At 68.8% G+C, this 21,976-nt stretch carries 24 protein-coding genes; 6 read left to right on the top strand and 18 right to left on the bottom strand.

Features of this window, described 5'->3' with window-relative positions; genetic code table 11:
* Nucleotides 1-85: 85 nt before the first annotated feature.
* The 3 genes from DEJ48_RS12285 to DEJ48_RS12295 all read right to left on the bottom strand — a co-directional run bounded on the left by DEJ48_RS12285 (nt 86) and on the right by DEJ48_RS12295 (nt 2,252).
* Nucleotides 86-409, bottom strand: coding sequence for an STAS domain-containing protein (locus tag DEJ48_RS12285; RefSeq protein ID WP_055696792.1), 324 nt, complete (start codon nt 407-409; stop codon nt 86-88).
* A 205-nt stretch (nt 410-614) separates the two neighbouring features.
* Nucleotides 615-1,463 (bottom strand): 3-hydroxyacyl-CoA dehydrogenase family protein, encoded by an 849-nt coding sequence (locus DEJ48_RS12290; RefSeq protein WP_150216166.1) that lies wholly within the window; start codon nt 1,461-1,463, stop codon nt 615-617.
* 147 nt (nt 1,464-1,610) lie between these two features.
* A complete protein-coding gene (locus DEJ48_RS12295; protein WP_150216167.1) occupies nt 1,611-2,252 on the bottom strand; it encodes a TetR/AcrR family transcriptional regulator in 642 nt (213 codons plus the stop codon).
* Between the two features lie 106 nt (nt 2,253-2,358).
* Between DEJ48_RS12295 and DEJ48_RS12300 the strand changes: the two genes are divergently transcribed.
* The 3 genes from DEJ48_RS12300 to DEJ48_RS12310 are packed head-to-tail and all read left to right on the top strand — an operon-like array spanning nt 2,359 to nt 4,507.
* The gene (locus DEJ48_RS12300) at nt 2,359-3,141 is read left to right on the top strand and encodes an ABC transporter ATP-binding protein (protein WP_150216168.1); all 783 of its coding nucleotides are present in this window, start codon (nt 2,359-2,361) and stop codon (nt 3,139-3,141) included.
* Nucleotides 3,142-3,165: 24 nt separating this feature from the next.
* Nucleotides 3,166-3,921: an ABC transporter permease gene (locus DEJ48_RS12305; protein ID WP_150216169.1), complete on the top strand. Its 756-nt coding sequence runs from the start codon at nt 3,166-3,168 to the stop codon at nt 3,919-3,921.
* A 13-nt stretch (nt 3,922-3,934) separates the two neighbouring features.
* The gene (locus tag DEJ48_RS12310; protein WP_150216170.1) at nt 3,935-4,507 is read left to right on the top strand and encodes a cob(I)yrinic acid a,c-diamide adenosyltransferase; all 573 of its coding nucleotides are present in this window, start codon (nt 3,935-3,937) and stop codon (nt 4,505-4,507) included.
* Between the two features lie 3 nt (nt 4,508-4,510).
* Here the strand turns inward: DEJ48_RS12310 and DEJ48_RS12315 are convergent, their stop codons facing one another.
* On the bottom strand, nt 4,511-5,068 hold the full coding sequence (locus DEJ48_RS12315) for a hypothetical protein (protein WP_150216171.1): 558 nt from the start codon (nt 5,066-5,068) through the stop codon (nt 4,511-4,513).
* Nucleotides 5,069-5,234: 166 nt separating this feature from the next.
* Here DEJ48_RS12315 and DEJ48_RS12320 point away from each other — a divergent pair, with 166 nt between their 5' ends.
* From DEJ48_RS12320 to DEJ48_RS12330, 3 genes are all read left to right on the top strand, one after another.
* Entirely contained in the window at nt 5,235-6,425 is a 1,191-nt protein-coding gene (locus tag DEJ48_RS12320) for a sensor histidine kinase (protein WP_150216172.1), read from the top strand.
* A complete protein-coding gene (locus tag DEJ48_RS12325) occupies nt 6,422-7,072 on the top strand; it encodes a response regulator (RefSeq protein ID WP_150216173.1) in 651 nt (216 codons plus the stop codon). The genes DEJ48_RS12320 and DEJ48_RS12325 overlap by 4 nt, the downstream gene beginning before the upstream one ends.
* Before the next feature lie 181 nt (nt 7,073-7,253).
* Nucleotides 7,254-9,122 (top strand): glycoside hydrolase family 18 chitinase, encoded by a 1,869-nt coding sequence (locus DEJ48_RS12330; protein WP_150216174.1) that lies wholly within the window; start codon nt 7,254-7,256, stop codon nt 9,120-9,122.
* A 77-nt stretch (nt 9,123-9,199) separates the two neighbouring features.
* On the opposite strand, the gene DEJ48_RS12335 is transcribed toward DEJ48_RS12330, so the two are convergent.
* From DEJ48_RS12335 to DEJ48_RS12400, 14 genes are all read right to left on the bottom strand, one after another.
* A complete protein-coding gene (locus DEJ48_RS12335; RefSeq protein ID WP_150216175.1) occupies nt 9,200-9,649 on the bottom strand; it encodes a DUF2550 domain-containing protein in 450 nt (149 codons plus the stop codon).
* Nucleotides 9,650-9,793: 144 nt separating this feature from the next.
* Nucleotides 9,794-10,168: a F0F1 ATP synthase subunit epsilon gene (locus DEJ48_RS12340; RefSeq protein ID WP_150216176.1), complete on the bottom strand. Its 375-nt coding sequence runs from the start codon at nt 10,166-10,168 to the stop codon at nt 9,794-9,796.
* Nucleotides 10,169-10,300: 132 nt separating this feature from the next.
* A complete protein-coding gene (atpD, locus tag DEJ48_RS12345) occupies nt 10,301-11,743 on the bottom strand; it encodes a F0F1 ATP synthase subunit beta (RefSeq protein WP_150216177.1) in 1,443 nt (480 codons plus the stop codon).
* Entirely contained in the window at nt 11,743-12,663 is a 921-nt protein-coding gene (locus tag DEJ48_RS12350) for a F0F1 ATP synthase subunit gamma (protein WP_150216178.1), read from the bottom strand. The genes atpD and DEJ48_RS12350 overlap by 1 nt, the downstream gene beginning before the upstream one ends.
* 21 nt (nt 12,664-12,684) lie before the next feature.
* Complete coding sequence (gene atpA, locus DEJ48_RS12355) at nt 12,685-14,274, bottom strand: F0F1 ATP synthase subunit alpha (RefSeq protein ID WP_150216179.1); 1,590 nt, start codon at nt 14,272-14,274, stop codon at nt 12,685-12,687.
* Between the two features lie 112 nt (nt 14,275-14,386).
* Complete coding sequence (locus DEJ48_RS12360; protein WP_150216180.1) at nt 14,387-15,211, bottom strand: F0F1 ATP synthase subunit delta; 825 nt, start codon at nt 15,209-15,211, stop codon at nt 14,387-14,389.
* Nucleotides 15,208-15,762, bottom strand: coding sequence for a F0F1 ATP synthase subunit B (locus DEJ48_RS12365; RefSeq protein WP_150216181.1), 555 nt, complete (start codon nt 15,760-15,762; stop codon nt 15,208-15,210). Before DEJ48_RS12365 ends, DEJ48_RS12360 begins: the two co-directional genes overlap by 4 nt.
* Nucleotides 15,763-15,803: 41 nt before the next feature.
* The gene (atpE, locus tag DEJ48_RS12370) at nt 15,804-16,049 is read right to left on the bottom strand and encodes an ATP synthase F0 subunit C (protein WP_016643250.1); all 246 of its coding nucleotides are present in this window, start codon (nt 16,047-16,049) and stop codon (nt 15,804-15,806) included.
* 72 nt (nt 16,050-16,121) lie between these two features.
* Nucleotides 16,122-16,892, bottom strand: a complete 771-nt coding sequence (atpB, locus tag DEJ48_RS12375; protein ID WP_150221139.1) for a F0F1 ATP synthase subunit A — start codon at nt 16,890-16,892, stop codon at nt 16,122-16,124.
* Between the two features lie 276 nt (nt 16,893-17,168).
* Nucleotides 17,169-17,618: a hypothetical protein gene (locus DEJ48_RS12380; RefSeq protein ID WP_150216182.1), complete on the bottom strand. Its 450-nt coding sequence runs from the start codon at nt 17,616-17,618 to the stop codon at nt 17,169-17,171.
* A 261-nt stretch (nt 17,619-17,879) separates the two neighbouring features.
* The gene (locus tag DEJ48_RS12385; protein ID WP_150216183.1) at nt 17,880-19,193 is read right to left on the bottom strand and encodes an MraY family glycosyltransferase; all 1,314 of its coding nucleotides are present in this window, start codon (nt 19,191-19,193) and stop codon (nt 17,880-17,882) included.
* Nucleotides 19,194-19,323: 130 nt separating this feature from the next.
* Complete coding sequence (gene glyA, locus DEJ48_RS12390) at nt 19,324-20,583, bottom strand: serine hydroxymethyltransferase (RefSeq protein ID WP_150216184.1); 1,260 nt, start codon at nt 20,581-20,583, stop codon at nt 19,324-19,326.
* Between the two features lie 49 nt (nt 20,584-20,632).
* Nucleotides 20,633-21,283 (bottom strand): protein-tyrosine-phosphatase, encoded by a 651-nt coding sequence (locus DEJ48_RS12395; RefSeq protein ID WP_150186231.1) that lies wholly within the window; start codon nt 21,281-21,283, stop codon nt 20,633-20,635.
* Nucleotides 21,280-21,927: an L-threonylcarbamoyladenylate synthase gene (locus DEJ48_RS12400; RefSeq protein WP_150216185.1), complete on the bottom strand. Its 648-nt coding sequence runs from the start codon at nt 21,925-21,927 to the stop codon at nt 21,280-21,282. Before DEJ48_RS12400 ends, DEJ48_RS12395 begins: the two co-directional genes overlap by 4 nt.
* Nucleotides 21,928-21,976 lie beyond the last annotated feature (49 nt).

Consider the following 21,976-nt stretch of genomic DNA (forward strand, 5'->3'; position numbering starts at 1 on the left):
CGAACCCTAGACCTTTGCTCAGTATCTACGGGAGGGCGGGGTACCGCCCCGTCCGAGACGTCACAGGTTCGTGAGGATTGTGCGGTCAAACTCTGGGGAGCGATTCGACTCCGATGCCGCCCTCGATGGCGAGGATGCGGTGCAGCCGGGTCGCCACGAGGAGGCGCTGCATCTGCGGCGGTACGTGGCGCAGGACGAGTCTGCGTCCGCAGCGTCCGGCACGGCGGTGGGCGCCCATGATGACGCCGAGGCCCGTGGCGTCCCACGAGTCGAGTTCGGACAGGTCGAGCACCAGGTCGCCGGCGCCGTCGTCGACGGCCGAGTGCAGGACCGTGCGGGCGTCCGCCGCGCTGCGTACGTCGAGGCGTCCCCCGACGACCAGCTGGGCCTGGTCGCCCCTGATGTGCATATGCGCTCCCCGAGAGTGCTGTGAGTGCTGTGTCTGCTGTGGCGCCCGATACGTAAGGCGTCTGCGTATGTCACTGCAACTGACTGCCGCATGGGCGAGGAAGTTGCCGTCTGTAAGCGAACCGATACCGAATTCACTCCGAGGGGTGACCCGCCGGGCGCCGAAGCGTCCGACGGGGCGTCAGACGGCGTACGTCAGTGCTGGTTCAGTGCTTGTAGAACCCTTGCCCGCTCTTGCGCCCGATGTCACCGGCGTCAACCATCCGGCGCATCAGCTCCGGCGGCGCGAACTTCTCGTCCTGGGATTCCGTGTAGATGTTGCTCGTGGCGTGCAGCAGGATGTCGACGCCCGTGAGGTCGGCGGTCGCGAGCGGCCCCATGGCGTGGCCGAAGCCGAGCTTGCAGGCGATGTCGATGTCCTCGGCGGTGGCGACGCCCGACTCGTAGAGCTTGGCGGCCTCGACGACGAGCGCGGAGATGAGCCGGGTCGTCACGAAGCCGGCGACGTCGCGGTTGACGACGATGCAGGTCTTGCCGACGGACTCGGCGAACTCACGGGTGCGGGCGAGGGTTTCGTCGCTGGTCTTGTAGCCGCGCACCAGCTCGCAGAGCTGCATCATCGGGACGGGCGAGAAGAAGTGGGCGCCGACGACGCGCTCCGGGTGCTCCGTCACGGCCGCGATCTTGGTGATCGGGATGGCGGAGGTGTTGGAGGCGAGCACGGCGTCGTCGCGCACGAGCTTGTCGAGCGTGCGGAAGATCTCGTGCTTGACCTCGAGCTTCTCGAAGACGGCCTCGACGACGATGTCCGCGTCGGCGACGGCGTCCAGGTCGGTGGTGGTCGTGATGCGTCCGAGCGCGGCCTCCGCGTCCTCGGCCGCGAGCTTGCCCTTGCTCACGAACTTGTCGTACGACGCCTTGATCCCGTCGGTGCCGCGGGTCAGGGCCTCATCGGTGACGTCGCGCAGGACGACGTCCCAGCCCGCCTGGGCGGAGACCTGAGCGATGCCGGACCCCATGAGTCCGGCTCCGATGACGGCGAGCTTCCGTGCCACTGTTCCGACTCCCCTACCGCTTGTCACGCTTGGCTTGCACGCTGTTCACGTATGCCTTCTCGGCGCACGTTAGCGGCCGTGGGCGCGCCTGTGGTGGTAAGGAGATGCGCGTCACGTCTCAAATGACGGACGTCACACTGGTACGTGTCATTCGGCGGCGCGCGGCGCGTAGTTGAGCACCTTCCGGCTCAGCAGGTCCTCCATCTCGTCGAGCAGCGCGAGGGCTTCGCGGGAGACCTCGGCGGGCTCGCGGCACTTGGACATCTCGTCGCCGATCCACGCCATGAGCGTGCTGTGGACCCAGGAGAGCTGTCCGGCGACGAGGCCGGGGAGCGGGTCGCCATCGGCGGCCCCGGTCTCCTCGGCGAGGGTGGCCGTGAGCCGGTCGAGGGCCTCCTGCTGGATCGCCCAGAGTCGTGAGCGCAGGGCGTGCGCCTCGGTGATGACCTTCATGAAGTCGGCCCAGCCGGGGAAGAGCCCGACGGCCGGCGAGACGCCCTCCACGTCGGCGCGCAGCTCGCGCAGGACGGCGTCGGCGGCGGATTCTCCGTCGCGGCGGCCCCGCACGTACCGGGAGAGGCGGTCGACGACGTCGTCGCCCCGGTCGAGGAACAGGTCCTCCTTGGCCGGAAAGTAGTTGTAGACCGTGTTGACCGAGACGTCCGCGGCGTCCGCGATCTCGGCGATGGTCACGGTGACGAACCCGTGCTCCAGGAAGAGCCCGGTCGCGATGTCCGAGATCCGCTGCTTCGTCTGCCTCTTCTTGCGCTCCCGCAGGCCCTCACTCATGGCCCCATCCTAGAGACTCCCAAATTTTGCGGTGCACGCAAACTTGGGGCGGTTCATAATTTTGGAGGCATTGCAAAATTTCAGCGACTCTGTTTTTGTGGACGGCATGGCAATCATCAGCACCTCCGGGCTCGCCCGGACCTTCCAGACCAAGGGCGGCCCCGTCGACGCCGTGCGCGGCATCGACCTGCGCGTCGAGCCCGGCGAGATCCTCGGCTTCCTCGGGCCGAACGGCGCGGGCAAGACCACGACCCTGCGCATGCTGACCACGCTGCTCCCGCCCACCGGCGGCGCCGCCACCGTCGCAGGCCGCGATCTGGCGAAGGACCCCGAGGGCGTCCGCGAGAGGATCGGGTACGTCGCCCAGTCCGGCGGCGTCGACCTGAGCATCTCCGTACGCGAGGAACTCGTCACCCAGGGCAGGCTCTACCGCCTGACGAAGGCTCAGGCGGCGGCCCGCGCGGAGGAACTGGCACACGACCTCGGCCTGACCGAGCTGATGGAGCGGCCCTGCGCGGCACTCTCCGGCGGCCAGCGCAGGCGGCTCGACATCGCCCTGGGACTCACCCACCGGCCCGAGGTTCTCTTCCTCGACGAACCGACCACCGGACTCGACCCGGGCAGCCGGGCCGACCTGTGGCAGCTGGTGCGCAAGCTACGCGACGACCACGGCACGACCGTCTTCCTCACCACGCACTACCTCGACGAGGCCGACGCGCTCTCCGACCGTCTGGTCGTCGTCGACCGGGGCGTCGTCGTCGCCGAGGGCACACCGAGCGCACTCAAGCTCCGGTACGGCGGCTCGATCGACGCCACCCTCCAGGACACGTTCCTCGCCATCACCGGGCGCGACATCGCGCCGAAGGATACGACCCCCGTCGCCGTCTGACCCTCACCATCCGGGACCCCCACCATGCCTGCACTGCTCGCCGACACCGCCCTGATCTTCGGGCGGTACGCCCGGCAGACCCTGCGCTCCAAGTTCCAGATCCTGTTCGGCGTCCTCACCCCGCTGCTCTACCTCCTCCTCTTCGGCCCGCTCCTCACCGATCTGCCGCTCGGCTCCGACGGCGACTCCTGGCAGGTGCTCGTACCGGGCCTGCTGCTCCAACTCGGCCTGTTCGGCGCCACGTTCAGCGGGTTCGCGCTCATCATCGAGAAGCAGTTCGGCGTGGTGGAGCGGATGCGGGTGACGCCCGTGAGCCGTCTCGCGCTGCTCCTCGGGCGGATCCTGCGCGACGCCGCGCTCTTCGTCTTCCAGGCGGTGCTGCTCGTGCTCGCCTCGCTGGCGATGGGGCTCAGGGCGCCGATCGCGGGCATCCTCATCGGCTTCGCGTTCGTGGGGCTCCTGGCGGCCGGTCTCGCCTCGCTGTCGTACGCGCTGGCCATGAAGGTCGACAAGCCGCACGAGTTCGGGCCCGCCGTCAACGCGGTGAGCATGCCCTCGATGCTGCTCTCCGGCCTGATGCTGCCGATGGCGCTCGCGCCGGCCTGGCTCGACGTCCTCTCCCACTTCATGCCGTTCCGCTACCTCGTCGACGCGGTGCGCGCGGGATACGTGGGCGACTACGCGACCACGACCATGCTGTACGGCGTCCTGATGGCCCTCGCCTTCGTCCTGGTCTCCGTGACGGTGGGCACACGTGTCTTCAGGCGGGCCGGAGCATAACTAGGCTGGCCGCATGGTCAATCTGACGCGCATCTACACCAGGACCGGCGACCGGGGCACGACGGCCCTCGGGGACATGAGCCGCACCGCCAAGACCGATCTGCGCATCTCGGCGTACGCCGACGCCAACGAGGCCAACGCGGCCATCGGCTCGGCGATCGCGCTCGGGCAGCTCGACGCGGAGGTGGTGAAGGTCCTCGTACGCGTCCAGAACGACCTCTTCGACGTGGGCGCCGACCTCTCCACGCCGGTCGTGGAGGACCCGAAGTACCCGCCGCTGCGCGTCGAGCAGTCCTACATCGACAAGCTGGAGGGGGACTGCGACCGCTTCCTGGAGGAGCTGGAGAAGCTGCGCAGCTTCATCCTGCCAGGGGGTACGCCGGGTGCGGCGCTGCTGCACCAGGCCTGCACGGTGGTGCGGCGCGCCGAGCGGTCGACGTGGGCGGCCTTCGAGGTCCACGGCGACACGATGAACCCGCTGACCGCGACCTACCTCAACCGCCTCTCCGACCTCCTCTTCATCCTCGCGCGTACGGCGAACAAGGCGGTCGGGGACGTGCTGTGGGTGCCGGGCGGCGAGCGGTAGCGCTCACACTCGCGTGCGTTCGCGCTCGGGGGCCGGGGCCTTCTTCGGGAAGAGCGAGTAGCTGAGCGCGATCAGACCGTGGATGCCCGCCGTGCGCCACGCCGTGTACATCCAGCCCTGCAGCGAGGTGGTGCGGTCGGGGTCGTCGACGTACCACATGGCGAGCAGCAGCAGCCCGCTCGCGACGGCCGCGCCGATGACCGAGCCGAACCAGACCTTCGCCTCGTGCAGGGCGCGGGCCTTGCCGTAGCGCGGCGGGCGCGGCACCGGCGTGCCGTTGAAGCGGTGCGCCGCGTGGCCGTCGAGCCACTTCACGGTGCGGTGGCCGTGCCCCACGGTGTAGCCGATGTACAGCGCCGCGAGGCCGTGCTTCCAGCTGGGGTCGGCGCCGTTCTTCAGGTCGAGCGCGGTCACCACCAGGAGCACGAGTTCGAGCAGCGGCTCGCACAACAGGATCGCGATGCCCAGGCGCGGCATGCGCAGCAGATAGCGGGTGGCGAGCCCGGCGGCCAGCAGGACCCAGAAACCGACCTCGCAGATGATGATCAGCGCGACGATCACAGCGCTCTCCTCACGTTCGCTCCCCCGTTCACCCCTCAAGGTTCGCCCGCCGGTCGCCGCGGATCATCGTCGGCAGTGACGAAGTGGGACTGCATCCTTCGATGTAGCGCCGGGTTCCTCCCCCAGGACCAGGCAGGATGCCCGGTCCGCCGTGTTGGATGGGGGCATGGCCCTGTCCCTGCCCCGCCCGCAACGCGTCGACGTACAGATCGCCGCGGCCAGCCTGCTGTGCGGGCTCGCGCTGTGGGCGCTCGGGCTGAACGCGCAGACGGACCGGCCGCTGGGCAGCACCTGGGCGCTGCTCCCGCTCCTCGTCCTTGCGGGGCTCGAACTGCTGCGCAGCACCAAGCCTCAGTTCGCGCTGGTGATGGCCACGTTCGCGCTGGTGACGGACCAGTTCACGGCGGGCAACCTCGCGTCGATCCTGATGTTCACGGACATCATGTACGCGGCCGTGGTGTACGGCTCCCCGGCCGCCGCCCGCCGCATCCCGATCACGTCGGGCGTCATCACGGTGGCCATGACCGTGGCCTTCCTCGCCTGGTGGCAGGACCCCCAGGCCGTCCTCCTCGGCGTCGCGACCGGCATCGTGGCCTTCACGCCCGCCGCCACCGGCGTCCTGGTGCGCAACCACCGCGAGGCCACCGCCGCGGCGAAGCTGCGGGCCGAGCAGACCGCGCTGCTCGCCGAGATGGACCGGGTCCAGGCCGTGGGCGCCGAGCGCGCCAGGATGGCCAGGGAGCTGCACGACATGGTCGCCAACCACCTGTCGGCGATCGCCATCCACTCGACGGCCGCGCTCTCCCTCGACGATCCGAAGACCAGCAAGGACGCCCTCGCCGTCATCCGCGAGAACAGCGTCGAGGGCCTCGCGGAGATGCGCCGGCTCATCGGCATCCTGCGCGACCAGACCGGCGACCTGGAGCCCGCGGCCGCGCCCACCCTGGACGGCCTGGCCGCCCTCGTCGCGGGCGCCCGCACCAACGGCCTGGACGTCACGCTCGACGACGCCCGCGATCCGCAGGGCCCCAAGCTGCCCGCGCCGGTCGAGCTCGCGGCGTACCGCATCGTGCAGGAGTCCCTGACGAACGCCCTCAAGCACGCGTCCCCCGGCCTCGTCACCGTGACCCTCACCCAGCGGCCGCGCGCCCTGACCGTCCGCGTGACCTCCCCGTACGGGGACCCCTCGGGGCCGCGCGCCCCCGGCTCCGGCGCCGGCCTCGTCGGCATGCGCGAGCGCACCGATCTCCTCGGCGGCACCTTCGAATCGGGCCCCGAGAGCACCCCTGACGGCAAGGTGTGGAGCGTCTTCGCGACCCTGCCCGTCGAACCGGCGGACGAAGGAGCCAAGGAATGATCCGGGTACTGGTCGCCGAGGACCAGTCGGCAGTGCGCGCGGGACTCGTCCTGATCCTGCGCAGCGCGTCCGACATCGAGGTCGTCGGCGAGGCGGCGGACGGCGAGCAGGCCGTCGTGCTCGCCCGCGAGCTCCGCCCCGACCTGGTCCTGATGGACGTACAGATGCCGCGCCTGGACGGGGTGTCGGCGACCCGGCAGGTCGTCGCCGAGCAGCTGGCGGACGTGCTCGTCCTGACCACCTTCGACCTCGACGAGTACGTGTTCGGGGCGCTGCGGGCGGGGGCGTCCGGGTTCCTCCTGAAGAACACGGAGGCGAAGGACCTCATCGAAGGGGTGCGCACGGTCGCGCGCGGCGAGGGCCTGATCGCGCCTGCCGTCACCCGCCGGCTGATCTCCGAGTTCGCCGCTCCCACGAGAGCCGTACGCGACGAGAACGCGCCGGACCCCGCGATCCTGGAGAGCCTCACGCGGCGCGAACGCGAGGTGCTCTCCTGCATCGGTGAGGGTCTGTCGAACGCGGAGATCGCGGCCCGTCTCACGATGGCGGAGGCGACGGTGAAGACGCACGTCAGCCGCATGCTGGGCAAGCTGGAACTGCGTAGCCGGGTGCAAGCGGCCGTACTGGCGCAGGAGTTGGGCGTCTGAAGCGGAACCGGGGGCGCCGGGCCGTCGCGATCCGGCCAATGGTTCAGACCTCTTGACCGCTGGTCCAGACCTTTCTATTCTCACCGCACTGCGGTGAGCACTCCCCCACGTGTTCCACGTGCTCACGGGCGGCGCAGGGTCCAAGCCCCTAAGACCCCCGGAACTCACCCGAGGAGCACTCGTGCGCTTCACGACGAACAGCACTCGCCCGAGACTCAGATTCAGACACAAAGCCGTGGCGGGAGTGACGACCCTGCTTCTCCCGCTCGCCACCCTCGTCGCCCTCGGCGGCCCCGCCGACGCGGCGCCCGACGCCGCCCCCGAGGCCACCGCCACGTACGCCAAGACCCAGGACTGGGGCAGCGGCTTCGAGGGCAAGTGGACGATCAAGAACACCGGCACCACCACGCTCAGCTCCTGGAACGTCCAGTGGGACTTCCCCTCCGACACGAAGGTGACCTCGGCCTGGGACGCCACCGTCACCAACTCCGGAACCCGCTGGACCGGCAAGAACCTCGGCTGGAACGGGACGCTCGCCCCCGGCGCCTCGGTCTCCTTCGGGTTCAACGGCACCGGCCCCGGCGCCCCCTCCAAGTGCACCCTGAACGGCGGCAGCTGCGACGGCGGCAGCGTCCCCGGCGACAACCCGCCGAGCGCCCCCGGCACCCCGACCGCGTCCGGCATCACCGACACCGGTGTGAAGCTCGACTGGAAGGCCGCCACCGACGACAAGGGCGTCAAGAACTACGACGTCCTGCGCGACGGAGCGAAGGTCGCCACGGTCACCGGCACCTCGTACAGCGACAGCGGTCTGACCGCGGGCACCGACTACTCGTACAGCGTCCAGGCCCGTGACACCGCCGACCAGACGGGTCCTGCCAGCGACGCCGTCAAGGTCCGCACCACTGGTGGCGGCGGCCCCGACCCCGAGCCCGGCGACAAGGTCAAGCTCGGCTACTTCACCGAGTGGGGCGTCTACCAGCGCAGCTACCACGCGAAGAACATCGCGTCCTCCGGCTCGGCCGGCAAGATCACGCACATCAACTACAGCTTCGGCAACGTCCAGGGCGGCAAGTGCACCATGGGCGACGCCTACGCGGCGACCGACAAGGCGTACACCGCCGACCAGTCCGTGGACGGCGTGGCGGACACCTGGGACCAGCCCCTGCGCGGCAACTTCAACCAGCTGCGCAAGCTCAAGGCCAAGTACCCGAACATCAAGATCCTCTGGTCCTTCGGCGGCTGGACCTGGTCCGGCGGCTTCACCGACGCCATGAAGAACCCGGCGGCCTTCGCCAAGTCCTGCCACGACCTGGTCGAGGACCCGCGCTGGGCCGACGTCTTCGACGGCATCGACCTGGACTGGGAGTACCCGAACGCGTGCGGTCTGTCCTGTGACACCAGCGGCCCCGCCGTCTTCAAGACCATGATGCAGGCGTTCCGCAACGAGTTCGGCTCCAAGAACCTCGTCACGGCCGCGATCACCGCGGACGGCTCCAGCGGCGGCAAGATCGACGCGGCCGACTACGGCGGCGCCTCGCAGTACGCCGACTGGTACAACGTGATGACGTACGACTTCTTCGGCGCGTGGGCGGCGAAGGGCCCGACGGCCCCGCACTCCCCGCTCACGTCCTACCCGGGCATCCCGCAGGACGGCTTCAACTCCGCGGCCGCGATATCCAAGCTCAAGGCCAAGGGCGTGCCGTCGGCCAAGCTCCTGCTCGGCATCGGCTTCTACGGCCGCGGCTGGACCGGCGTCACCCAGAAGGAGCCGGGCGGCACGGCGACGGGGGCGGCGCCCGGCACGTACGAGGCGGGCATCGAGGACTACAAGGTCCTCAGGAACTCCTGCCCGTCCAACGGCACGATCGCGGGTACGGCGTACGCCCACTGCGGCACGAACTGGTGGTCCTACGACACGCCCGCGACCGTCAAGTCCAAGATGGCCTGGGCCAAGGACCAGAAGCTCGGCGGTGCGTTCTTCTGGGAGTTCAGCGGTGACACGGCCAACGGGGAGTTGGTGTCCGCGATCAACGACGGTCTGAAGTAACCGTCCCCAGTACGCAGCCGGGAAGACAAGATCGCCCCTTGTCTTCCCGGCTTCTTCATGCGGTACGAGACCTCTGGCTAGGCCACATTGACGCGCTGGCCCGGCGGGGCCGCCTCCAGCCACGCCAGGAATCCCGTCAGGGCGTCCTCGCTCATCGCCAGTTCCAGGCGGGCGCCGCGGTGGAGGCAGCCGAGGACGATCGCGTCGGAGAGCAGGGCCAGCTCCTCCTCACCGTCCGGGGCACGGCGGTCCACGACCTCGATGGACGAGCGCTCGAGAACCCGGCGCGGCCGGGGAGCGTAGGAGAAGACGCGGAACCACTCGACGCGGTCACCGTTGTAGCGGGCGACCCCGTACCCCCAGCCTTTGCCGGAGGTGTCGCCCTTGTCGGGCGCGTTCCACCGCAGGCTGCAGTCGAAGGTGCCGCCGGAACGCTGGATGAGCCGGCGCCGCAGGCCGAAGACGAAGAGCCCCACCAACACCAGCACGATCAAAGCAAGTCCGCACACGAGCAGAGTGAGGATCATCGGCACCGACCTCCTCGCCTCTACCGTCGGCCGAAGGGCCGACAACGGACCAATACATTGCACCCGCATTGCCTCAGCCGCGACCCGGTCCGGATTGTTCCCGGACCTGGCCGCGGCTGAGTCACGTTACGCCGCGCGCTGGGGTCAGCGCGCCGCCACCGCACGCAGTCGGACGTCGGCGCGACGCTCGGCCGAGGCGTCGGCCTCGCCCTTCGCGCGCTCCAGCGCCCGCTCCGCACGCTTGACGTCGATCTCGTCGGACAGCTCCGCGATCTCGGCCAGCAGCGACAGCTTGTCGTCCGCGAAGGAGATGAATCCTCCGTGGACAGCGGCCACGACCGTGCCGCCGTCACTCGTACGAATGGTCACCGGGCCCGATTCCAGCACACCGAGCAGCGGCTGGTGACCGGGCATGACGCCGATGTCGCCGGACGTGGTGCGCGCGACGACCAGGGTGGCCTCACCGGACCAGACACTGCGGTCCGCTGCGACCAGCTCGACATGCAGCTCAGCAGCCAAGGGTGGCTCCTCGGGTCACCACCCGGCGGTTCAGCCGGGTGTTGGGTCAAATTCTAGTGGGCGTACGAAGAGGGGCGGGACACGGCCCCTGCGCGGGGTGGACCCGCCCCTCTCCGGATCGAGCTACCGAGCTCAGGAGACGCCGAGCTCCTTGGCGTTCTTCTTGAGGTCCTCGAGACCACCGCACATGAAGAAGGCCTGCTCGGGGAAGTGGTCGTACTCGCCGTCGCAGATCGCGTTGAACGCCGCGATCGACTCCTCGAGGGACACGTCCGAGCCGTCCACGCCGGTGAACTGCTTGGCGGCGTGGGTGTTCTGCGACAGGAAGCGCTCCACGCGACGGGCACGGGCGACGACGAGCTTGTCTTCCTCGCTGAGCTCGTCGATACCGAGGATCGCGATGATGTCCTGGAGGTCCTTGTACTTCTGGAGGATCCCCTTGACGCGCATGGCGCAGTTGTAGTGGTCCTGCGCGATGTAGCGCGGGTCCAGGATGCGGGACGTGGAGTCCAGCGGGTCCACGGCCGGGTAGATGCCCTTCTCCGAGATCGGACGGGAGAGCACCGTCGTCGCGTCGAGGTGGGCGAACGTGGTGGCCGGGGCCGGGTCGGTCAGGTCGTCCGCGGGGACGTAGATCGCCTGCATCGAGGTGATCGAGTGACCACGGGTCGACGTGATGCGCTCTTGGAGGAGACCCATCTCGTCGGCCAGGTTCGGCTGGTAACCCACCGCGGAGGGCATGCGGCCGAGCAGGGTCGAGACCTCGGAACCGGCCTGCGTGAAGCGGAAGATGTTGTCGATGAAGAACAGCACGTCCTGCTTCTGCACATCGCGGAAGTACTCCGCCATGGTCAGACCGGCCAGGGCGACACGGAGACGCGTGCCCGGCGGCTCGTCCATCTGGCCGAAGACCAGCGCGGTCTTGTCCAGAACGCCGGCTTCCTCCATCTCGACCATGAGGTCGTTGCCCTCACGGGTGCGCTCGCCGACACCGGCGAAGACGGAGACACCGTCGTGCAGCTTGGCCACACGGACGATCATTTCCTGGATCAGAACGGTCTTGCCGACACCGGCACCACCGAACAGACCGATCTTTCCACCCTTGACGTACGGGGTGAGAAGGTCGACGACCTTCAGGCCGGTCTCGAACATCTCGGTCTTGGACTCGAGCTGGTCGAAGGCCGGGGCCTTGCGGTGGATCGTCCAGCGCTCGGCCTCGGCGACCGAGGACGGGTCGTCGTTCAGCACCTCACCGAGGGTGTTGAACACACGGCCCTTGGTCACGTCACCGACCGGCACCGAGATGCCCTTGCCGGTGTCGGTGACCGGGGCCTGGCGGACCAGGCCGTCGGTGGGCTGCATCGAGATCGCGCGGACCACGCCGTCACCCAGGTGCTGGGCGACCTCAAGGGTCAGCGTCTTCTTCGCGCCCTCGGTGGCCGGGTCGTCGACCTGGACGTGCAGGGCGTTGTAGATCTCCGGCATCGCGTCGACGGGGAACTCCACGTCGACGACCGGGCCGATGACCCGGGCGACGCGGCCCGTGGCAACGGCCGTCTCAACAGTGGTCGTCATTACTTGTCACTCCCCGCGGTCGCGTCGGCCAGGGCTGCTGTGCCGCCGACGATCTCGCTGATTTCCTGGGTGATTTCGGCCTGGCGGGCCGCGTTGGCAAGCCGGGAGAGGCTGTTGATCAGATCCCCGGCGTTGTCGGTCGCCGACTTCATCGCGCGGCGCGTGGCGGCGTGCTTGGAGGCAGCCGACTGGAGCATCGCGTTGTAGATACGGCTCTCGACGTACCGCGGCAGCAGGGCGTCGAGGACGTCCTCCGCCGACGGCTCGAAGTCGTACAGCGGCAGGAGCTCGTCCTTGCCGGACTTCGACTCCTCCGCCACCTCTTCGAGGCTGAGCGGCAGCAGTCGACCGTCGATGGCCGTCTGCGTCATCATCGAGACGAACTCGGTGTAGACGATGTGGAGCTCGTCCACGCCGCCCTCCGCCGTCTCCTTCTCGATGGCCTCGATCAGCGGCACCGCGACCTTCTTGGCGTCCGCGTACGTGGGCTCATCGGTGAAGCCCGACCACGATTCCACGACCTTGCGCTCGCGGAAGTTGTAGTGGGCCAGACCACGGCGGCCGACGATGTACGTGTCGACCTCCTTGCCCTCGGCCTCGAGGCGCTCGGTGAGCCGCTCCGCCGCCTTGATGGCGTTGGAGTTGAAGGCGCCGGCCAGTCCGCGGTCGCTCGTGAGGAGCAGAACCGCGGTACGGGTCGCCGTCTCCGCCTCGGTGGTCAGCGGGTGCTTCGTGTTCGAACCAGTGCCGACCGCCGTGACCGCCCGGGTGAGCTCGGTCGCGTACGGCGTGGAGGCCGCCACCTTGCGCTGCGCCTTGACGACACGCGAGGCGGCGATCATCTCCATCGCCTTGGTGATCTTCTTGGTCGCGGTGACGGATCGGATGCGACGCTTGTAGACCCGGAGCTGGGCTCCCATGAGTCAGGTCCCTTCCTTACGTCACTTGGCAGCGGCGGGGGCGTCCTCGCCGAGAAGCTTCCCGTCCGAGGTCTTGAACTGCTTCTTGAACTTCTCGATGGCGTCGCCGACGGCCTGCAGGGTGTCGTCCGACATCTTGCCGCCCTCCTTGATGGAGGTCATGAGGCCCTTCTCGCTCTGGTGCAGGTACGAGAGGAGCTCGCTCTCGAAGCGGCGGATGTCGACGACCGGCACGTCGTCCATGCGACCGGTGGTACCGGCCCACACGGACACGACCTGGTTCTCGGTCGCCATCGGCTCGTACTGCGGCTGCTTGAGCAGCTCGACCATGCGCTGGCCGCGCTCGAGCTGGGCCTTCGACGCGGCGTCCAGGTCGGAACCGAAGGCGGCGAACGCCTCGAGCTCACGGAACTGGGCGAGGTCCACGCGGAGACGACCCGAGACCTGCTTCATCGCCTTGTGCTGGGCGGAACCACCGACACGGGAGACGGAGATACCGACGTTCAGCGCGGGGCGCTGACCGGCGTTGAAGAGGTCCGACTCCAGGAAGCACTGGCCGTCGGTGATGGAGATGACGTTGGTCGGGATGAACGCCGACACGTCGTTCGCCTTCGTCTCGACGATCGGCAGACCCGTCATCGAGCCCTTGCCCAGCTCGTCCGAGAGCTTCGCGCAGCGCTCGAGCAGACGCGAGTGGACGTAGAAGACGTCACCCGGGTAGGCCTCGCGCCCCGGCGGGCGGCGGAGCAGCAGGGACACGGCGCGGTAGGCGTCGGCCTGCTTCGAGAGGTCGTCGAAGATGATGAGGACGTGCTTGCCCTCGTACATCCACTGCTGGCCGATGGCCGAGCCGGTGTAGGGCGCCAGGTACTTGAAGCCCGCCGGGTCGGACGCCGGGGCGGCGACGATGGTCGTGTACTCCAGCGCGCCGGCCTCTTCGAGGGCACCGCGCACGGAGGCGATGGTGGAGCCCTTCTGACCGATGGCGACGTAGATGCAGCGCACCTGCTTGTTCACGTCGCCGGTGCGCCAGTTGTCGCGCTGGTTGATGATCGTGTCGACGGCCAGGGCGGTCTTGCCGGTCTGGCGGTCACCAATGATCAGCTGACGCTGGCCGCGGCCGATCGGGGTCATCGCGTCGACGGCCTTGTAGCCGGTCTCCATCGGCTCGTGCACCGACTTGCGCTGCATGACCGTGGGGGCCTGCAGCTCGAGGGCGCGACGTCCGCTGGTCTCGATCTCGCCGAGGCCGTCGATCGGGTTGCCGAGCGGGTCGACGACGCGGCCGAGGTAGCCCTCGCCCACGGCGACCGACAGCACCTCGCCGGTACGGGTGACCGACTGGCCTTCCTCGATACCGCTGAACTCACCGAGGACGATCGAACCGATCTCGCGCTCTTCCAGGTTCAGCGCGAGACCGAGGGTCCCGTCCTCGAACTTCAGCAGCTCGTTGGCCATGGCCGAGGGCAGGCCCTCGACCTTCGCGATGCCGTCGCCGGCAAGGGTGACCGTACCGACCTCCTCGCGCGAGGCCGCGTCCGGCTTGTACGCCTGGACAAAGTTCTCCAGCGCGTCCCGGATCTCCTCCGGCCGGATCGTGAGCTCCGCCATCTGGGTTCCCTGCTCTCCTTGTTGGGCCCGAAGTTTTCTTGGGGGGTCTGGGGTCAGCCCCCAGGAATCCTCTGCACGGCCCAACTAGGGCCGTAGGTCGTGCTTTGTTGCTTTACTGGCCGGCCACGCGGCGGCCGGCTTCCTCGATGCGGTCCGCGATGGAGCCGTTGATGACCTCGTCGCCCACCTGGACCGTGATCCCGCCGAGGACCGTGGGGTCCACGTCGAGGTTCAGGTGCATCGGACGTCCGTACACCTTGGCCAGGGCGGCGCCGAGACGCTCCTTCTGCCGGTCCGAGAGCGGAACGGCGGAAGTGACGACGGCGACCATCCGGTTGCGGCGGTCGGCGGCCAGCTTGGAGAGGGACACGATGCCCTCTTCCAGGCTACGTCCACGCGGCGCGGTCACCAGGCGCTCGACGAGACGCTCCGTGACGTCCTCGGCGCGGCCGCCGAGCAGGCTGCGCAGCAGCTCGCTCTTGGCCGTGCCGGTCGCGGCGCGGTCGGTCAGCGCGGCACGCAGTGCGGTGTTGGACGAGACGATCCGGCTGAACCGGAAGAGCTCGTCCTCGACGTTGTCCAGGGCGCCGGACTTCTGCGCACCGGTCAGGTCGGCGAGGTCGGCGAGCTCCTCGAGGGCGTCCACGAGGTCACGCGACTGCGACCAGCGCGAGCGCACCATGCCGGCCACCAGGTCGGCGGTCGCGCCGCCCACCTGTCCGGAGAGCAGGCGTCCCGCGAGCTCGGCCTTGGCCTCGCCCGACTGCGCCGGGTCGGTCAGGACCCGACGCAGCGAGACCTCACGGCTGAACAGCGCGGTGACCGCGGCGAGCTCGTCGGCGAGCTGCTTCGGGTCGACCGAGGTGCTGTCCGTCAGCGCGTCGAGGCGCTCGCGCGCGGCGGCCAGGGCCTCGCGGCTAGCTCCGTGCGCTGTCATCGAGCGGCCTCGGCCTTCTCCTCGAGCTCGTCGAGGAAGCGGTCGATCGTGCGGCTCTGCCGGGCGTGGTCCTCGAGGGACTCGCCGACGAGCTTGCCGGCCAGGTCGGTGGCCAGCTGGCCCACGTCCTGACGCAGCGACTGCGCGGCGGCCTTGCGGTCGGCCTCGATCTGCGCGTGACCGGCGGCGACGATCTCCTCGCGCTGACGCTGGCCCTCGGCCCGCATCTCGGCGATGAGCGTGGCGCCCTGCTCCTGCGCCTCCTGGCGCAGACGCGCGGCCTCGTGCCGGGCCTCGGCGAGCTGAGCCTTGTACTGCTCAAGAACGCTCTGGGCCTCGGTCTGAGCGGCCTCGGCCTTCTCGATACCGCCTTCGATCGCCTCCCGGCGCTCTTCCAGAACCTTGTTGATGTTCGGGAGGAGCTTCTTCCAGAAGAAGAAGAAGACGATGGCGAAGGCGATGGCGCCGACGAGCAGCTCGGGACCGGGCGGAATGAGCGGGTTCTGCTCCTCCGCGTGCTCGGCCGCCAGCTGTACCAGGTTGGCGATCACATCATTGCCTTTCGTCGAACGGGACTAATCGTCTCGGGCGATCAGGAGCCGTAGACGAACGGCATGACGATGCCGATGAGGGCGAGCGCCTCACAGAAGGCGAAACCGAGGATCTGGTTGGCACGGATCAGGCCGGCAGCTTCGGGCTGACGGGCGAGAGCCTCGGTGCCCTTACCGAAGACAATGCCGACACCGATGCCGGGGCCGATGGCCGCGAGGCCGTAGCCGATGGAGCCGAGGGCCTTGATGTCACCCTGGAGGGCGGCGAGCTCGAGAGTCGCGGACATGCCGTTACTTCCTTCTCTTTCATGGACCGGTGGGGGTTGGCCACCGGGCGCTTAGGGGGTTGCGTAGGGCGATCAGTGGTGCTCGGCCAGAGCGCCCTGGATGTACGAGCAGGCAAGGAGTACGAAGACGTACGCCTGGACGGCCTGCACGAAAAGCTCGAAGAGGATCATCGCCATGGTCATCACGAAGGAGACACCGGCGGCCGGAATCATCCAGCTGTTCAGCAGGTACCAGGAGGCGACGGTGAACATCACCAGCATCAGGTGACCGGCGAACATGTTGGCGAAGAGTCGCACGGCGTGCGTGAAGGGGCGCACCAGCAGGTTCGAGAAGAACTCGATGAACGACACGAGCCACTTGATCGGGCCGAGCGAGTTGTCGAAACCGGTGATGTTCTTCCAGCCGCCCACGAAGCCGTGCTTCTTGAAGGTGAGGGGCACCCAGACCAGATAGACGACCGCCGCGAGCACCGCCGGGTAGGCGATGATCGACGAGACCGGGAACTGGGTCAGCGGGATCACGGACCAGATGTTCATGATCCAGATGAAGAAGAACAGCGAGACCATGAGCGGGACGTACTTCTCGCCGTCCTTCTTGCCCATCGTCTCGTAGACGATCCCGCGGCGTACGAAGTCGTAGCCGGCCTCGCCCATCATCTGCAGCTTGCCCGGGACCAACTTGGCCTTGCCGAACGCCACGTAGAAGAAGGTGACGACGACGAGCGTGGTCATCAGGGCGAGCAGCATGACCTTGTTGAACTCGAACCCGCCGACGGTGAACATCGGCTTGAAGAGGAACGAGTGCAGGCCCGGAGCCGGGAAGCCACAGCCGTTGTCGGACATGATCCGACAGCTCCAGTCAAAGGCGAGCTCAGTTTGGTCAGCACTCACCGCGGGCTCCTTCGGCGTGACGCATAGGTACGGCAACCTCGTTGTCGTGTCGGCGCGGCGCGCGGCCGCGGGTCGGCACCGGACTGGTGTTTCGGAAGTGTGAGCGGCATTCAGGCATCGAGCCTCGCGATTGTGCAGGCGTCAGCTCAGATGCCCGCGCCCGCAGTGCCGCAGTTGGCACCGGACGATAGCAGCATCTCGAACGGCCATTTATCCCGCCCCTACCCTTCACGTCGACGACCCCGACTTCTCCGGCTTGTCCTTCTTGGAGGAGTCGCTTTCGGAGTCGGGTTCGACGTAAAGGATCTTCGCCTTCATGTGCGCACGCGCCTGTGCGGCCATCCACACGATGGTCGCCGCGACGAGCGCGGCGGCGAAGGCCCTCGGATTGAAGAGCGTGGTGTCCTTGAACAGACCCATGAAGACGAGGAGCAGCAAGAGTTGGGCGACGTAGAGCATCATGCCCATCGCCTGAAAAAGCTGTGGAAGCGATTTCGCCGTCTTCTGCAGGACGAACAGACCGAGCCCCATGAAGGCAATGACAACCACTGTGCCGACGACCGCTCCGATCGCCCCCTTGCCACCGGCAACGACACCGCTGACCGCGGCGACGATCGCGCCGACGGCAGCCGTGGGCACGGCGGACTGAAGGAGATTTCGGGCGTCTTGAGACGGCATGGCGGCAGCTCCGCTTACTGATGGGGGCAGGGTGTCGTCATGGACGAGCGTAGACCCGGGTCGAGAGGGTCCCTCGGGCCAATGGACCGTCGCACTACGGTCCTTCGGCTCTATCCCGGGATCTCGTGAACCGTATCACAAACTATTTGATGAGGTCTTTACCTGTTAGGTGTGCCGACTGTCACACATGAGAGTGAGTCTGCGCGTCTGTGCACACCGAGGGTCAAGTTGTCTGGTAATGGGGCAGTTTGCCGTCGCGCGTCAACGCGACGACTCGGCCTCTCGCCGCTCCTCGAAGCGCGAACGGGCGCCGATCGCGGTCGCTCCGTTGACGCCCGCGGGCACCGGAGCTTCCTCTTCCGTCGGCGTCGCGTCCCGCGCGGCGAGTTCCGCGGCGGCAGCGGCACGGCGGCGACGGTAGCGCGGCGGCACGAAGGCCTCGGCCCACCGCGGCGTGCGCGGGGTGAAGCGCGGCAGCAGGAGCAGGACGAGGCCGAGCGCGCTGAGCGCGACGATCAGCAGCAGGATCCACATGCTCGTCGAGTGGACCGAGTACGCGACGGTGCCGAAGGCGATGAGCGCCGACCAGAAGTACATGATCAGCACCGCGCGGCTGTGCGAGTGGCCGATCTCCAGGAGCCGGTGGTGGAGGTGGCCGCGGTCGGCGGCGAAGGGCGACTTGCCGTTCCAGGTGCGCCGGACGATCGCGAGGACCAGGTCCGCGAAGGGGATCGCGATGATCGTGAGCGGCATCAGGAGCGGGATGAAGACGGGAAGCATCGCGTGCGTCGCGTCACGTCCGGTGCCGAAGTTCAGCTTCATCGTGTCCGGGTCGACCTGACCGGTGACGGAGATCGCACCCGCCGCGAGGATGAGCCCGATGAGCATCGAGCCGGAGTCGCCCATGAAGATCCGGGCGGGGTGCATGTTGTGCGGCAGGAAGCCGAGGCACATGCCCATGAGGATCGCCGCGAAGAGCGTGGCGGGCGCGGCGGCCTCGATGCCGTAGCCGTACCAGATCCGGTAGGCGTACATGAAGGACGCGGCCGACGCGATGCACACCATGCCCGCGGCGAGACCGTCGAGGCCGTCGACGAAGTTGACCGCGTTGATGGTGATCACCACGAGCGCCACCGTGAGCAGCGTGCCCTGGCCGGACGTGAGCGAGACCGTGCCGACGCCGGGTACCGGGATCCACAGGATCGTCAGACCCTGCATGACCATCACGCCCGCGGCGATCATCTGGGCGCCGAGCTTGATCAGCGCGTCGATCTCGAACTTGTCGTCCAGGACGCCGATCAGCCAGATCAGTGCCGCGCCGGAGAGCAGCGCGCGCGGTTCGTTGGAGTTCTCGAAGACCGCGTTGAGGTTCGGCAGGTGGTCGGCGACGAGGAGCCCCGCGCACAGACCGAAGAACATCGCGATACCGCCGAGCCGCGGTGTGGGCTCCCGGTGCACGTCACGAGCGCGGATCTCCGGCATGGCGCCGGCCACGATCGCGAACTTCCGCACCGGGCCGGTCAGCAGGTAGGTCACCGCGGCCGTGATGCAGAGCGTCAGGAGGTATTCACGCACGGGCTTCCCCACAGGTCTCGCTGGCCATCTCAGCCCCACACCCTAGCTTTGCGCGCATACGGTTGGGGACTTACGGGTAGCGACGATGGTTGCACGACTCTTGGTCGCCCTCTGACCCGACCGCCCCTGGCTAGGCCGGATACGGCGGAAATCCTCCCACCAGTTCGCGTACCTCGTCTCGTACGTTCGTGTCCTCGCGCACCGCTTCGACCAGGAGTCCCGCGATGCGCGCCTGTTCCGCGGCGCCCATGCCCTGGGTCGTGACGGCCGCCGTGCCGAGGCGCAGGCCGCGGGTGTCGCCGTGCGGCAGCGCGCAGGCGTCGAGGAAGATCCCGGACGCGGCGAGGCGGCCGCGGGCCGTGTGGGCGTCCACTCCCATGGGGGTCGGATCGGCCAGGATCAGATGGGTGTCCGTGCCTCCGGTCGTGACGGCGAAGCCGCCGGCGGCCAGCGCTTCGGCCAGGACGCGTGCGTTGCGGACCACCTGATGGGCGTACCCCGTGAACGCCGGAGTGGCCGCCTCGCCGAACGCCACGGCCTTGGCGGCGATCGTGTGCATCTGGGCGCCGCCCTGCGTGAACGGGAAGACGGCCCGGTCGATCCGTTCCGCGAGATCCGCCCCGCACAGCAGGAGGCCGCCTCGCGGGCCGCGCAGGACCTTGTGTGTCGTGGCGCAGACGACGTCCGCGTGCGGGACCGGGTTCGGCGCCGCTCCCCCGGCGATCAGGCCCATGGGGTGCGCGGCGTCGGCGATGAGGTACGCGCCCACGTCGTCGGCGATCTCGCGGAAGGCCGCGTACTCGATGTGGCGCGGGTAGGAGATCGAGCCGCAGACGATGGCCTTGGGGCGGTGCGAGCGGGCCAGGGCGTGCACCTGGTCGTAGTCAATGAGGCCGCTCTCGGGGTCCACTCCGTACCCGACGAAGTCGAACCACCGGCCGGAGAAGTTCGCGGGCGAGCCGTGCGTGAGGTGGCCGCCGTACGGCAGGCCCATCGCCAGGACCGTGTCGCCGGGCCGCAGCAGCGCGGCGTACGCGGCGAGGACGGCGGACGAGCCGGAGTGCGGCTGCACGTTGGCGTGCTCGGCGCCGAACAGGGCCTTGGCGCGGTCGACGGCGATCCGCTCGGCGATGTCGACGAGCTCGCAGCCGCCGTGGTGGCGCGCACCCGGATAGCCCTCGGCGTACTTGTTTGCCAGCGGCGAGCCGAGCGCGGTCAGGACGGCGGGCGAGGTGAAGTTCTCTGCGGCGATCAGCTGCAGCGCGTCGGCCTGCCGGGCGGCTTCCGCGGCGAGGACCTCGGCCAGCTCGGGGTCCTGCCTGCGCAGCCCTTCGAGGTCCGTGTAGGCGGCGGGTGCGGTGGGTGCGGTGCTGACCGTGCTGAGCGACATCGTGGGCTCCGGGGCCTTGCGGGGGTGACCTCAGATCCAATGTAGGCCGCTACATGTGCGCGGGCACCCCGGTCAGCGCCGTCACCACGGGGTCGAGGGCCTGGTTGATCTCGTCGCCCACCGACCGGAAGAACGGCAGGGGCGCCCCGTAGGGGTCGTACACCTCGTCGGCCTCCACGTTCGGCGCGAGGAGCCAGCCGCGCAGCGCGGCGGCGGCCCGCACCAGGGCGCGGGCCCGCTCCACCACTCCGCCGTCCGGGTCCGGCAGCGTCGTCATGTCTATGGCCCGTACGAGCCGCGTGAACTCCTTGAGCGTGAACGTGCGCAGGCCCGCCGAGTGCCCCATGGAGATGACCTGCGCCCGGTGGTCGCGGGTCGCGGTCAGCACCAGGTCGGCGCGGATGACGTGGTCGTCGAGGAGCTCGCGGCCCATGAAGCCGGTGGGGTCCGCGCCGAAGTCGGCGAGGACCGTCTCGGCGTTGGTCTCCATGGGGGCGCCCTCGTGGCCCCAGGTGCCCGCGCTCTCCACGATCAGACCGCCGGTGAGGGGGTCGCCGAGGCGGTCGGCCAGGGCATGTCTGGTCAGCCGCTCGGTGATGGGTGAGCGGCACACGTTGCCGGTACTGACGTGGAGGATGCGGAAGGAGTCCGCAGAGCCCGGGAAGCCCGCTATGCCACGCCCCGTCTCAGGGGCTGTCAATTCGCCACCTCGAGGTCGGGTACCACCTTGCGCAGCTCGTCCGCGTCGAGTGCGCCCGCGCGGAGCAGCACCGGCACCTTGCCCGTGACGTCGACGATCGACGACGGGACGATGCCGGGGGTCGGGCCGCCGTCCAGGTAGACGGAGACGGAGTCGCCGAGCATCTCCTGCGCGGCGTCGCAGTCCTCGGGGGCGGGGTGTCCCGTCAGGTTGGCCGAGGAGACGGCCATCGGGCCGACCTCGGTGAGCAGCTCGATGGCGACGGGGTGCAGCGGCATGCGGATGGCGACGGTGCCGCGGGTGTCGCCGAGGTCCCACTGCAGGGACGGCTGCTGCTTGGCGATGAGGGTCAGGGCGCCCGGCCAGAACGCGTCGACGAGCTCCCAGGCCATCTCGGAGAAGTCGGTGACCAGGCCGTGCAGCGTGTTCGGGGAGCCGATCAGGACGGGCGTGGGCATGTTGCGGCCGCGGCCCTTGGCGTCCAGCAGGTCGGAGCACGCCTCCGGGGAGAAGGCGTCGGCGCCGATGCCGTAGACCGTGTCGGTGGGCAGCACGACCAGTTCGCCGCGGCGGACGGCGGACGCGGCCTCGCGCAGACCGGTCGTACGGTCGGTCGCGTCGTTGGTGTCGTATCGCCGTGCCATTAGTCCGGACTCCTCACTGAAAAACTGACACTGATGAACTGGGCCGTCG

Source organism: Streptomyces venezuelae (assembly GCF_008642315.1).
In the GTDB taxonomy this organism is placed as follows: Bacteria; Actinomycetota; Actinomycetes; order Streptomycetales; family Streptomycetaceae; genus Streptomyces; species Streptomyces venezuelae_D.

Bases quoted from the DNA above. Each gene is read 5' to 3' on its own strand.
- DEJ48_RS12285 (WP_055696792.1), bottom strand. From the start codon at position 409: ATGCACATCAGGGGCGACCAGGCCCAGCTGGTCGTCGGGGGACGCCTC.
- DEJ48_RS12295 (WP_150216167.1), bottom strand. From the start codon at position 2,252: ATGAGTGAGGGCCTGCGGGAGCGCAAGAAGAGGCAGACGAAGCAGCGG.
- DEJ48_RS12300 (WP_150216168.1), top strand. From the start codon at position 2,359: ATGGCAATCATCAGCACCTCCGGGCTCGCCCGGACCTTCCAGACCAAG.
- DEJ48_RS12305 (WP_150216169.1), top strand. From the start codon at position 3,166: ATGCCTGCACTGCTCGCCGACACCGCCCTGATCTTCGGGCGGTACGCC.
- DEJ48_RS12310 (WP_150216170.1), top strand. From the start codon at position 3,935: ATGGTCAATCTGACGCGCATCTACACCAGGACCGGCGACCGGGGCACG.
- DEJ48_RS12320 (WP_150216172.1), top strand. From the start codon at position 5,235: ATGGCCCTGTCCCTGCCCCGCCCGCAACGCGTCGACGTACAGATCGCC.
- DEJ48_RS12325 (WP_150216173.1), top strand. From the start codon at position 6,422: ATGATCCGGGTACTGGTCGCCGAGGACCAGTCGGCAGTGCGCGCGGGA.
- DEJ48_RS12335 (WP_150216175.1), bottom strand. From the start codon at position 9,649: ATGATCCTCACTCTGCTCGTGTGCGGACTTGCTTTGATCGTGCTGGTG.
- atpD (WP_150216177.1), bottom strand. From the start codon at position 11,743: ATGACGACCACTGTTGAGACGGCCGTTGCCACGGGCCGCGTCGCCCGG.
- DEJ48_RS12350 (WP_150216178.1), bottom strand. From the start codon at position 12,663: ATGGGAGCCCAGCTCCGGGTCTACAAGCGTCGCATCCGATCCGTCACC.
- atpA (WP_150216179.1), bottom strand. From the start codon at position 14,274: ATGGCGGAGCTCACGATCCGGCCGGAGGAGATCCGGGACGCGCTGGAG.
- DEJ48_RS12360 (WP_150216180.1), bottom strand. From the start codon at position 15,211: ATGACAGCGCACGGAGCTAGCCGCGAGGCCCTGGCCGCCGCGCGCGAG.
- atpE (WP_016643250.1), bottom strand. From the start codon at position 16,049: ATGTCCGCGACTCTCGAGCTCGCCGCCCTCCAGGGTGACATCAAGGCC.
- atpB (WP_150221139.1), bottom strand. From the start codon at position 16,892: ATGTCCGACAACGGCTGTGGCTTCCCGGCTCCGGGCCTGCACTCGTTC.
- DEJ48_RS12380 (WP_150216182.1), bottom strand. From the start codon at position 17,618: ATGCCGTCTCAAGACGCCCGAAATCTCCTTCAGTCCGCCGTGCCCACG.
- glyA (WP_150216184.1), bottom strand. From the start codon at position 20,583: ATGTCGCTCAGCACGGTCAGCACCGCACCCACCGCACCCGCCGCCTAC.
- DEJ48_RS12400 (WP_150216185.1), bottom strand. From the start codon at position 21,927: ATGGCACGGCGATACGACACCAACGACGCGACCGACCGTACGACCGGT.